This window comes from Chlorogloeopsis sp. ULAP01, from assembly GCF_030381805.1.
In the GTDB taxonomy this organism is placed as follows: domain Bacteria; phylum Cyanobacteriota; class Cyanobacteriia; order Cyanobacteriales; family Nostocaceae; genus Chlorogloeopsis.
In genome coordinates this window covers 324,352-336,229 of record NZ_JAUDRH010000003.1, presented here as the reverse complement: position 1 = coordinate 336,229, position 11,878 = coordinate 324,352, and the positions used below count along the sequence as shown (strand labels likewise).

Genomic DNA, 11,878 nt, shown 5'->3' with positions numbered 1-11,878 from the left:
TATGAGGAAACGCGATCGCTACCAGTTTGTCTTCTCGCTTGTGTTTGTGAAAAACTAATCTCCCGCACACAGGATAATAGCGAAGATAGCAAGTATAATACCGATGCCATGCCGTAAAGTCATAGGTTCTTTGAGGATAAAAAACGCCAAAATAACGGTGATTGCAGGATATAAAGATGTTAAAGGTAAAACAATAGAACTGGAACCTTTACTCACAGCAACCAAGTAGAAAAGTGTTGCTAATGTTCCTGTAACACCCGTTATAACTGCATAGAAAACGCCGCGAATGTCTCCTCGCCACTCTAAATTGTTCACAGTTATAAATACTAAACCAACAAAAATTGCACCAAGAATGTCATAAATTAATGCACTTTTGGGGTTAATGTAATTAGTTGCCAACTTACTGAAGAATCCCCAGCAACCATACAAAAACAGTGATACGAGTGCATATGTAAACCAAGACACAATTATCATACGTATGATTTTATTTTTAGCTCTACTTTATCCCTTTTCTAGCAACGTGATCGCTAATCCTATACCGATTCAAAAAATGTTTGCAACACATCCTGATATAGAGACGTGCCATAGTACGTCTCTACAATGTCTCTTTGTCACATTTTTTTTAAAATTGGTATTAGAAAAGACTACTCAATTACTCAATACTATACTGATGGTGAATTGCCTTGAGAACTTGCAGTAATTCAATTGAAAAATCAGGACGAGTTATATCTAGTTTTAGCAATAGTTGATAAATAGGGGGATTTCCTCGCTGGATAGAGACAAACTGATAATCTATGCCATTAGTAGTCAACCCCAAACTGATGGTCAATTTTCTAGACTTTTATATGTATAAGCCAGTAATTGGGGTAAACACTCTAAGGGCTTAACACTGTTATTTTTAGCTTTACTCAGTTCCACATATTTCAATGTGCTAACCATAAAGCAGCGTTACGCACATAGGTTTTAATATCTTCCAAGGCACGTCGTTCCTGTTTCATACCATTTCCTGGTGCTTCATCTACAAAGGTAGGACAGCCTTTATCTGTGTCCCAATTGTAATCAACAAAATGGTGAAAACTGGAATGAGCTAAGACACGTCCGAGCATCTGATCTTGGCTATCTTTATAGTGTTCTATTGCCACTATTAAATTAAAATCACGACCGGTAACCAAACTTTTACCTAATGCTATTACTCGTGCATTTGGATTATTGACATTTACTCCAATCCCACCTTCATGGGGATGGGCGGGAAAAAATTCAATATCTTGCAATAACTCGTGAATAGGTGCAACAGGCATAATTTTTTGATAATCGCCGTTAGCACCAGAATGATAATTTGGCCAAGATATATAAGTAGTATAAGGGTCATCGCGATCGCATCGAGATTGATCTGGATCGGGATTTTTGGAGTTGAAGTAGTGAACATCGCCGATATCAATCAAACCGCACATCGAACATCCCATGTCTTGATGATCGCGTGTTGCCAAGATACCGCCACCACGTTGCCGAAAGGCATTAATTCCCGCACGATCCTTTTCAGTTAAGCCCTCACCAACATCTAAAGCAAATAACCATAGTTGCTCGAAGTCAGATTGATCAAGAGTGCTTAAAAGTGGATCATCTCCTTCGTCATTTGTTTGGCGATCGCGTGCTGTCACTTCAAATAAAGGGTTTTCAGCTTCATCTGTTAAAGAAGCTAAATAATCCTTTAACATCGAAAAGCGCCAGATACTCCAGTCATCCTCGGTTGTAGGGATAGTTGTTTGCAACAAAATGCGAGTTGATTGCGACATAGCACCTCTGCTCCTTAATTTTCGAGCAAATTTTTTCATGCCAAGATTGAGTATAGCGATCGCTTCACTCCAATTTTTATATCATGTCTATTTAAAGACTGATCATATAGGCTGACGCGGAGAAATTTTAATAATAACTGACGAGCCACACTTAATTAGGACTTACGCAAAATCCCTCTAAAATCCTCTTGACTCCGTGTCACGGACACTTGCTACAACGGAGTGGAGCAGGAGTTGCTCCGCCTCCGGGGAACCTCCAAGGGCGCAGTGTTCTCCTACAAATCTCTTAACCCGCAAGGGCGCACTGGCTTCTCTGCGGTTTGTTATTATTTCATAACTCGTGCGTGAGTCCTGTTAATTTTAAAATTGTCTAAAGGCAGCAGTTAAAAGGCAGACAGCAAAACCTTCCCCTTCTGCCCTCTGCCTTATTTTTAGCTTCTATTTGGTGATTCCTCTGGCACAACACTTACTACAAGCTTGCGATTGTTACGCAAAATAGTGAGTTGCGATCGCACTCCCACACGTTCTGGCGTTAATAGCTTCTGTAATTCCTCCATATTTTGAAGGGCTAAACCATTAAAACCAACAATCACATCCCCTTGTTGCAAACCAGCTTTTTCGGCGGGGCTATTGGGCTCAACGTACATCACAAAAATTCCAGTATCCACAGCTAATTCATGGTATAACATGATGCGGCGAGAAATTTGCACATTTTGTCCACCAATACCAATGTAACCGCGCCGGACTTGACCGTATTTCATCAAGACAGGGATAACCATCTTGGCAGTGTGAATCGGTACGGCAAAGCAGATACCTTGTGCTGCCATCACTATTGCAGTATTAATACCGATAACTTCTGCATGAGAAGTTACTAAAGGGCCACCGGAGTTACCTGGATTCAATGCCGCATCGGTTTGGATAATGTTCTCAATTAGCTTACCAGAATGGGATTTAAAAGAGCGCCCCAAGGCACTGATTACTCCTGTTGTCACCGTGGTTTGGAAGCCTAAAGGATGTCCGATCGCGATCGCTAACTGCCCAACTCGCAATGATTGCGAATCACCCAAACGTGCTGCTACCAAGTTGGGCGCATAAATTCTAATTACAGCTATATCAGTATCCGGATCGTCGCCGATGATTTCGGCGTCGTAACTGCGTCCATCAGAAAGAGTTACCTGAATTTTGGATGCATCATGGACGACATGACTGTTAGTTAGGATATAACCATCTTGTGTGAAGATAAAACCAGAACCATTACCGCGTACTTCTTGAGCGAAGGGTTGATAATTGCGGCTACTTCCTGTTAGCCATCTTCGCACATCAATGTTCACAACTGTAGGGCTGACTTTCTCCACTACATTGATAACGGCTTGGGAATAAGCATCAAGCAGTTGTTCATCAGTTCTTGAGTTGTTTTGGGGTATTCTTGCATCCCTGGGAGCGAAATCATCTTTTGATACCCATCCCAGATTTCTTCTCATGTCTGCCATTCCTATCGTTATTACGGCCACTGTGAAACAGCAAGATGGGAAGATTGAAAGTTAGAAAGTTGGGAAGAAAAATATTTTCTTTTCTCCTCTGCACCGTTGTTATCTTACCCTGCTTGTCTACCTTCTTCCTGCGAACTTCTCATCTTATAATTCCAATCCTGCCAAAAAAGCCATGGCAATGCCAACAAGGCACTCAAAAGGGTGATATTTCCGCTCCACTGCGTTGTTATACTGCGTCTGTGTGCTATGCTTTGTGCAATTTATTTAGCGTTTTATTAAACGTCTCAACGTCTGTTGTTAAACCAATTGATTGAAGATTTTCTAGTGATCGCTTCCGACTCTGCTCAGAAAAAGAATAGCACGCATCCTTGATTAGTACCGGAACATAGCCAAGATCTGCCGCATGACGCACAGTAGGTTCGATACCAAACTCTAGCACTGCACCAATAATCGCAACCGCTTCAATGCGGGCATCGCGTAAAGCTAAATCGAGGTATGAGCCAACAAAGGCTGACATGGTGAGTTTATCAAATGCAACTTCCGATGAGAGCGGTGATAATTCAGGAACAATTGCATGAGAGGTTGAATCGGGCAAGAAGTTAGGCTGAACCTCTGCAACATTCGTAACTTGCTGCAATGCCATAGCGCTTTTCAGTTGCGAAACCCCTGCTACTTGCTTGGGCAATGTGGTGTGACGTGAGAAGAAAACTCGCATTTGATGAGTTCGGGCTGCATCAACGACGTTCTTTACCTGTTGAATAAACGCTGCACCATCGGGCAACTGTTGTGCGATACCTACCTGCATATCGTAAACCAGAAGCGCCATTTTCTGAGGATGGCAAACATCCTCTAGTATCGTGGGAATATTAAGTCCAAAGGCAGTTTGCATGATTAACTCCCTGAAAAGAAATCTTGGGCGCGGGTTTGAGCATAGTATTGAGCAAACGCTTCGTAAGTTGTGGCTGAATGGTGTGTGAGATCTGGAATCGCCTGAGTCACTGCCGTACCTGCACCCTGTTTCCAACAAGTAAATAATTCCAATTCGGCATCTAAATACCACTCTGGCTCTCCATTTGTCAGCCGTGCGGCTTTGAGATCTGCGGGGGGAAGATCGACATAACTCACCGCTCTACCTAGTGCTTTGGCAAAAATAGCAGCGATTTCATCAAATGTAATCGCTTTTCCTCCAGTCAGAACATAGCTTTTATTTTCATTTCCTGTTTCGGCTAGACAAATTGCAGCCACCTCAGCCACATCCCGCGCATCAACGTGAGAGATTTTGGTGTTGCCAACGCAATTGTAAAAGGCTCCATTCTGGGCAATCGTTTGAGTAAACCAGCGCATATTTTGCATCAGCATATTGGGGCGCAGATGCGTCCAACTCATGCCAGAATCTTCAAGATGTTCTTCGATCTGTCGATGCCACGTCTGGAACGTACTTGGCAACTCACCCGCGCCCATGACAGATAGTTTCACAACGTGTCGAACTCCTGCTTTTTGAGCTGCATCAATAAAATTTGATTCCAAATCAACTTGATGGGGATGATTGGGCATGACAAGAAATGCCTTTTCGATTCCTTGGAGTGCTGCATCCAGAGTATCCGGTTGACTGAAATCTCCCAGCGCCAGTTCGATGCCTTGTGCTTCAAGCTGGGAAGCTTTATGGCGATCGCGCACTAACGCTCGGAGCGGCAATTTCTGCTGAACGAGATGGTTGACAACTTCGCCACCAATATTTCCAGTTGCCCCAGTGATGAGAATAGTCATAAATGGTTCTCTAGTAAAAGCAGCTTTAATACCTAGCTTTTAAACTTAGACACTGTACCTCATTTACTCGCAAACTGCTGTATATTTAATACTCTGATAATATTACTGCTATTGTTACTATCAATTCTCTTTGGAAATTAAGAGACGCCCAATAGTCCACAAATGTCTGATTACCAACAATCTCCCTGATTATTTCGCTCTTAAGATTATAGAGATTGTCCATTCCAACAAATGCGATCGCCAACACGTAAATTTATCAGTGACTTCTAAAAACTCTCAATGAGAGTTTGGAGGAACTGAAGGTGTTGGTTGTTTTTGTTTAGTAATTATTCCAACCTACAACCAACTACCAATTATCAATTATCTGCCCAAATACCGCAGAGCCGTTTGCATAGCATCAGCTATATCTACATCACCATCGCCATCGGCATCAAGAAAGGAATTTAACACAGAATTGCCGCCAGTTTGAGGATTTTGGGCATTTGCACCAGTTCGCAAAAAATTTAGTACTAAGGGAACCAACAACGGCAGTAATTGTTGAATCATACTTGCATTCATCCCCGTACGTTGGGCGATCGCTTGTGCCACTTGCTGTTGCATCATCGGCGAGAATAAGCTGGCTACGGCTTGGGGATTAGGGGAGGTGCCGCTATATTGATTGACTACAGCTTGTGCTTCTTGATTGCCATAGTTAGCTTGCTTTTCTCGTAAAGCCGATCGCACGTAACCACCCAAAATACCCAAAGCAGATTGCATGGTAGATGGATTTGTACCAGTATTATTACTCAATTGCTGTACAGTATTGAGAATATCCCCCAGCTGACTGGTACTGCCTTGCTGATTGGGATTGTCAATTGCATTGATAATTTGCTCAAAAAGCTTCATAAGCTTGTTTCTCCCTTTTTACTCATGCCAACAAAACCAAATTTTTAGTGCTGGCTAATACGGCTATAAAAAAAATAAGGTGTTTTATTCAAATAATGCCTCTAGCAATTGGTAGAGCGATCGCGTCAACACAAGTTTTTCTCTAACTCTGTTGAAAAACACTGGAACTATTAAGATTAGAAGCATGTGCGTAAATAGTTCCACTAGCATTTGCCACCATGCCTCTGTCGCGCATCATCACACTCATCGTTGGGCTGATCGTCATTTTAGGACTCAGTCTATGGTTGATTGATTCCCTAACTCGGCTTTATGGGCAGTTAACCTGGAGTTCTCCGTTGTTGGGGAATTTATTGCTGTTTTTGCTAATTGTCCTGATTGGAGCATTAATAGCCACCTTTATTTATTACTTTGTGATTATTCGGGAAGGCGAGCAGCGTTCCCGACGCCGAAACAGAAGAATTAGGCAAGTGCAAATTCCTGCTGCTAAATCAGAAGCAGCTTCTTCTACCTTAGAAGCTGTAAGGCAACAGGTATCGCAAATTCAAGATGAAGTGACACGCCAAGCATTACTAAGTAAATCGCGAGAAATTGAAGCGAACTTGGCACGTGGTGAAATTCAAGTCGTCGTATTTGGCACAGGCAGTGCTGGCAAAACCTCCTTGGTAAATGCGATTATGGGACGCATGGTGGGCAGAGTAGATGCGCCGATGGGAACAACCCAGGCAGGTGAAACTTATTGTCTGCGGTTGAAAGGTTTAGAACGGAAAATTTTAATTACCGATACGCCGGGGATTTTAGAAGCGGGGGTAGCGGGAACCGAGAGAGAACAACTAGCAAGAGAACTGGCAACAGAAGCAGATTTGCTGTTGTTTGTGGTGGATAATGACTTACGGCGATCGGAGTATGAACCATTGCGAGCATTGGCAGAAATCGGCAAGCGTTCTGTACTGATCCTAAATAAGACTGATTTATATACAGAAGAAGATAAAGAAGTAATCTTGGCACGATTGCGACAACGGGTGCGGGGATTTATTGCTCCTGGTGATGTGGTAGCGATCGCTGCTAATCCCCAATCTGCACAATTAGAAAATGGGGAAATCTTCCAGCCTGAGCCAGAAATTTTACCATTACTCCGACGGATGGCAGCAATTTTGCGAGCAGAAGGTGAAGATTTAGTCGCAGATAATATTCTTCTGCAATCCCTACGCTTAGGAGAAGAAGCGCGGAAACTCATCGATGCTCAACGTCGCCGTCAAGCTGACAAAATTGTAGACAGGTATCAATGGATCGGTGCTGGTGTGGTGTCAGTGACTCCATTACCAGTAGTAGATTTGCTAGCAACTGCTGCTGTCAATGCCCAAATGGTAGTGGAACTTGGCAGAGTCTACGGTTGTGAACTAAATATGGAACGCGGGCGCGAACTAGCGCTTTCTCTGGCAAAAACAATTGCTGGTTTAGGAATTGTTAAAGGTGCAATTCAGTTACTTTCTACCGCTTTGCAATTGAATGTCGGTACTTTTGTTATTGGCAGGGCAATCCAAGGTGTAACAGCAGCATATCTGACACGCATTGCCGGAAAAAGTTTTATTGAGTATTTTCGTAACGATCAAGATTGGGGCGATGGTGGCATGACAGAAGTTGTTCAGCGTCAGTTTCAGCTCAATCGCCGCGACGAATTTATTAAGGCATTTGTTCAGGAAGCGATCGCACGGGTAGTAAAGCCCATAACACAGAGAGCCGAAATAGTTGAACAAGAGCGACAAAACAGATTAGAAACTGGGGATTAAATCCTAAGATTTTTTAAGAGGCTATCCAGCAAGTGGGCGATCGCTCATCTAGAGATTTAAGCTTACAAAATTAAATGATAAGTATCTTTGCCTGTCTCTGGAAGGACAATCAATTGTTGATTCATCAGATCTGGTTGCAATCCTAATTCTTCCAGAGGAATTAAGAGCGAATCTGTTCTTTAGGAATAAATCCTCGTTCTGCCAACATTTCATCAACCAAATTTGAGACGGTGATCAGTAGAACAAGGTAAATAATTAAAGGTTTGTAGTGTGGACTTTAGTCCTCCAATAAGGACTGAAGTCCACACTACGAACTGGATGCCAACATTTTTACATTACTTCACTTAGTTTGGTTTTTTCAAGTCGTTCTACTTAGTAGTGGTAACAACTCCCATTTCCTGAGTACGTGTTGTGGTCATAGTAAACTCCTGAGCAATGGAAATTTTATAATTTGAGACTTGCACTAACTTCTTCGTCCATCAATAAATAGATTTCTGGACTGCACAGCTACTGTAAGCTAAAGCTTACTGAATATATATTTCAGTCAGTTAAAACTGACTTTAGGGCGAGGTGCAAGATTTGAGCAATGCGATCGCGCCCTTGAATTTTAGCCATTAAGACTTGCATCTTGGGTTAGTGGCTTCCTAGATTTTTTGTAACAATACTTAATATTTAAATCTAAAACTTAGATTAAAAAGTTACAAACATTGTTGCCATTCTTCAGTAATATTGCCACTATTAAAACTTGTGAATTAGCTGTAAAAAACAGAACTTAATCTCAGTACTCTGGGATTAAGATAAAGATGTAAAGTGGAAAAACCTATGTAAATAGGCTTGAATCTATACATTAAAGATGCGTAGTGATAGCTAATCACTGCCAAATATTTACAGACTTCACACAAAAACTGATACAAGTTTGTGAGCGTGAGCATTGCTGTTATACAGAAATGTCGCAATCACTAGACTTTTTGCAAATATACAAAAGCTGCCCGGATATTAATGTCCGAAGTGGGAAAGCTCACTGTAGTTAAAAGCGACTAATCTTTCTCATGCTTGTAGTCGATTTTAATCAGTGTAGAGATGCTATCAAGCGTTTCTCTACAGCAGCAGCTAAAAGTACCTAACACAAATGTAGCTTTTACGAAATTTTGCAAAAAACCTTCTCGATTTTTGTCTTTGACTGTTGGAAAAACAAAACTCATGCTTAACGCAACATCAAAAAAGTTATCTCAGCTCGCTGCCACCGCAGCCCTTGGCGCTACTATGCTTAGTGCTGTGGGAACTGCCCCCGCAAATGCTGCAAGCATCACAGCATTCAACATCTCTGGGCAGTTTGCTCCCGAAGCTGTCACAGGTTCAGTTGGATTACCTACGCTCTTGGGAGGTGGTTCTTTTAAAGGAACTTATGAAGTAGATACGGATAAACTACCAGATAATGGCCCCGGAGTGTTTTTGCAGAACTGGGAAGTGAGTTTATTTGACTCTTCTAATAATTTTGTGAAAAAATTCTCCAAATCGATTCCTAACAACTCCGCTTTCGTACAAACAAATGCACTTCGCTTTACAGAAGCCGATTTTACTCCTCCTCCATCATTCTCAGTTCTTTCTGTAATCTTTCCACCAGGATTTAAAGGAGAGGGTAAGATCCAGGGTGGGTTCCAAGATTACAACCCATTTGACGGTTCTTTTGGAAGTATTGCTATTGTCTCTGGTAAAAGTGAGCCTGTACCTGAACCCTTTACTATTGCCGGTACAGCAGTTGCTGGTGCTATGGGGTTGTGGATGAAGCGTAAGCAGCAAAAAGCTTCCTAAACAAGATAGTTTTCAAATATGTCAGCATTGAACTCACGTTGTTAGATGCCGATATCTACAAAGGGGTTCTCAGTAAACAAAAGAGAACCCTTTTATTTTTTTGGTAGACAAAGGTGATATCATGTCCATTCAAAGACTTATTATTAGCGTCCAAAAGACGTGCCAGAGGTATCACTTCCGTACGCCCTTAGTGTTCCCGTAAGTACCCTAAGGGGGACACCCAGAAGGAGAGACGCAGAGAGATTTTAATCGTAAGTGATTAGCCGGACTTGATTTGATACGAAATCAACTAGTTCAACATTTTTTTGCATAGCCCGTATAGGCAGGCTTTATACACTACGGTAGACACGTCGATGCAGAGCGCCTTCTCGTAGAGTAGTGGATAAACGAAAGTAGCCGCCAGAGGGCGTCTAAGTGTAGCTTCAAACTTCTAACTATTAAGGTACAATAAAGGCTTTGTCAATATCAACTAAGCAATCAAGTGCTTTCTACTACTTGTTACATAACAATTCCGGAAGTAGCAGATATTATCCGAAAAAATAAATAACAAGTATGCAATTAAGCAGCGATTATGACTAATCACATGATTGGTAAAGTTCTGCAAGGACGTTACCAAATTGTGCAAACCCTTGATGCAGGTGTTTTTGGGCAAACATACATTGCTATAGATCTCGTACATGAACAACATAAATGTGTAATCAAGCAGCTTAAGGTTTCGAGTTCTCAACCTGAGTACTTACAAACTCAGAGGTTATACTTTCTCAGTGAAACTGAAACTCTCAAGCATCTGGGAAAACACAAGCAAATTCCCAAACTGATTACCTGCTTTCAGGAAAAACAGCGTTTTTACCTAGTACAAGAGTTTATTGAAGGACACGCTCTAACGGCAGAATTACCAATTCACCAACGTCTGGGTTATTCCTGGAGTGAAAGTGAAGTTATTGAATTATTACAAGATGTGCTAGGTATTCTGCAATTCGTTCATTCTCAAGGAGTTATTCACTGCGACATTAAGCCAGATAATTTAATTAGGCGTGCTTGTGATGGCAAGTTAGTTTTAATCGACTTTGGTTCTATCCAGACGATTGATTGTGGCTCAGATGCAGTATTGCCTATTGATAAATTTCCCGTTACCTCATTAGGGTATATTCCGCCAGAACAATTTATTGGTCAAACACAACCTAACAGTGATATTTATGCTTTGGGTATGATTGCAATCCAAGCTTTGACGGGGCTTTCTCCATTGCAATTAAAAACAGATCCTCGTAGCAACGAAATGATTTGGCGTTCTGAGCAGATTTCAGTTAGCGATCGCCTCGCTGCCATCCTCAGTCAAATGATCCGCCACAATTACCAAGCTCGTTTTCAATCAACAACTGAAGTACTACAAGCACTCAAACAAATATCAACAGGTAATGGGCAGAGTACTGTATTGCCGAACCCAGCCAAAACCGAAAATGATAAAAATTGTAAATCCTCCAAATCATCTCTACTAACGGGTATGAAAGTTGGATTAGTCGTAAATTCGTTGGCTATGGGTTTTGGGGTATATGCTTTAGTCAATAATTCTCCTGTTCACTCAGAAACAGATACTTTATATGAAGCAACAAAAGCATATCAAGCAGGAGATTTAGAGGAAGCGATCGCTCTAGCGAAAAAGATTCCTTCAAGCAGTAATGTCTATCCAGAGGCTCAAGCCACCATCGAAAAATGGCAAAACCAGTGGCAAACGGCTGCTGAAAATTATTTAACAGCTGAAAAAGCTTTGCATGAAGGAAGATGGGTAGATGCACTGAATGCGGCATCTCAAGTTCCTGATAATTTGTATTGGCAAACAAAAACAGACAAAATAGTTGATCAAGCAAAAGTTAAAATCGAGGCACAAACCCATAAATTATTAACAAAAGCTTACCAAAAAGCATCAGTCAAAGATTTTAATACCGCTTTAACTTACTTACGCCAAGTTCCTCAAGAATCCTCTGCTAACACCTTAGTACAACAGAAGTTAGCTGAGTATAACCAAAAACAACAAGTGAGGGCAGTTTTCTTACTACAACAAGCATATCGTCAAGCAGCAGTAAGCAAATTTGAAGCTGCGATCAAATATCTTCAACAAATTCCCAAAAATACGTCGGTGTATGCAACCGCTCAACTTAAGTTAATTGAGTATACTCACAAGCAACACCTCCAAGCTGAAGCTCAAAAGCTAGCTCAATCAAAAATACTTAGCACCGATAAAATTAAGGAGGTAGTTAATCGCAGTCGTACAAACACAAATCTACAATCTTTCGATCCTGAAAGCGAATTGCAAGAGGTAAATACTCAACTACAAACACGTTTATAA

General features: G+C 41.5%; 10 protein-coding genes. 3 read left to right on the top strand and 7 right to left on the bottom strand.

The genetic code is table 11. The annotated features are described in order from the left end of the window. Positions 1–54: 54 nt before the first annotated feature. The 7 genes from QUB80_RS07685 to QUB80_RS07655 form a co-directional block, all read right to left on the bottom strand. Positions 55–474, bottom strand: coding sequence for an EamA family transporter (locus tag QUB80_RS07685; protein WP_289788915.1), 420 nt, complete (start codon positions 472–474; stop codon positions 55–57). Positions 475–652: 178 nt separating this feature from the next. Next, positions 653–829: a hypothetical protein gene (locus tag QUB80_RS07680; protein ID WP_289788914.1), complete on the bottom strand. Its 177-nt coding sequence runs from the start codon at positions 827–829 to the stop codon at positions 653–655. A 94-nt stretch (positions 830–923) separates the two neighbouring features. Beyond that, positions 924–1,793: a hypothetical protein gene (locus QUB80_RS07675; RefSeq protein ID WP_289788913.1), complete on the bottom strand. Its 870-nt coding sequence runs from the start codon at positions 1,791–1,793 to the stop codon at positions 924–926. A gap of 431 nt (positions 1,794–2,224) precedes the next feature. Further along, positions 2,225–3,274 carry a S1C family serine protease gene (locus tag QUB80_RS07670; RefSeq protein WP_289788912.1) on the bottom strand — a complete coding sequence of 350 codons (1,050 nt, stop codon included), beginning with the start codon at positions 3,272–3,274 and terminating at the stop codon, positions 2,225–2,227. A gap of 253 nt (positions 3,275–3,527) precedes the next feature. Further along, on the bottom strand, positions 3,528–4,172 hold the full coding sequence (locus QUB80_RS07665; protein ID WP_289788911.1) for a cysteine hydrolase family protein: 645 nt from the start codon (positions 4,170–4,172) through the stop codon (positions 3,528–3,530). A gap of 2 nt (positions 4,173–4,174) precedes the next feature. Further along, on the bottom strand, positions 4,175–5,050 hold the full coding sequence (locus QUB80_RS07660) for an SDR family oxidoreductase (RefSeq protein WP_289788910.1): 876 nt from the start codon (positions 5,048–5,050) through the stop codon (positions 4,175–4,177). Between the two features lie 360 nt (positions 5,051–5,410). Further along, the gene (locus tag QUB80_RS07655; protein ID WP_289788909.1) at positions 5,411–5,935 is read right to left on the bottom strand and encodes a DUF937 domain-containing protein; all 525 of its coding nucleotides are present in this window, start codon (positions 5,933–5,935) and stop codon (positions 5,411–5,413) included. Positions 5,936–6,153: 218 nt separating this feature from the next. Here QUB80_RS07655 and QUB80_RS07650 point away from each other — a divergent pair, with 218 nt between their 5' ends. From QUB80_RS07650 to QUB80_RS07640, 3 genes are all read left to right on the top strand, one after another. Beyond that, positions 6,154–7,722, top strand: coding sequence for a YcjF family protein (locus QUB80_RS07650; protein ID WP_289788908.1), 1,569 nt, complete (start codon positions 6,154–6,156; stop codon positions 7,720–7,722). 1,200 nt (positions 7,723–8,922) lie between these two features. Continuing rightward, positions 8,923–9,534: a PEP-CTERM sorting domain-containing protein gene (locus tag QUB80_RS07645; protein ID WP_289788907.1), complete on the top strand. Its 612-nt coding sequence runs from the start codon at positions 8,923–8,925 to the stop codon at positions 9,532–9,534. A gap of 571 nt (positions 9,535–10,105) precedes the next feature. Beyond that, a complete protein-coding gene (locus tag QUB80_RS07640; RefSeq protein WP_289788906.1) occupies positions 10,106–11,878 on the top strand; it encodes a serine/threonine-protein kinase in 1,773 nt (590 codons plus the stop codon).

Bases quoted from the DNA above. Each gene is read 5' to 3' on its own strand.
- QUB80_RS07685 (WP_289788915.1), bottom strand. From the start codon at position 474: ATGATAATTGTGTCTTGGTTTACATATGCACTCGTATCACTGTTTTTG.
- QUB80_RS07675 (WP_289788913.1), bottom strand. From the start codon at position 1,793: ATGTCGCAATCAACTCGCATTTTGTTGCAAACAACTATCCCTACAACC.
- QUB80_RS07670 (WP_289788912.1), bottom strand. From the start codon at position 3,274: ATGAGAAGAAATCTGGGATGGGTATCAAAAGATGATTTCGCTCCCAGG.
- QUB80_RS07665 (WP_289788911.1), bottom strand. From the start codon at position 4,172: ATGCAAACTGCCTTTGGACTTAATATTCCCACGATACTAGAGGATGTT.
- QUB80_RS07660 (WP_289788910.1), bottom strand. From the start codon at position 5,050: ATGACTATTCTCATCACTGGGGCAACTGGAAATATTGGTGGCGAAGTT.
- QUB80_RS07655 (WP_289788909.1), bottom strand. From the start codon at position 5,935: ATGAAGCTTTTTGAGCAAATTATCAATGCAATTGACAATCCCAATCAG.
- QUB80_RS07650 (WP_289788908.1), top strand. From the start codon at position 6,154: ATGCCTCTGTCGCGCATCATCACACTCATCGTTGGGCTGATCGTCATT.
- QUB80_RS07645 (WP_289788907.1), top strand. From the start codon at position 8,923: ATGCTTAACGCAACATCAAAAAAGTTATCTCAGCTCGCTGCCACCGCA.
- QUB80_RS07640 (WP_289788906.1), top strand. From the start codon at position 10,106: ATGACTAATCACATGATTGGTAAAGTTCTGCAAGGACGTTACCAAATT.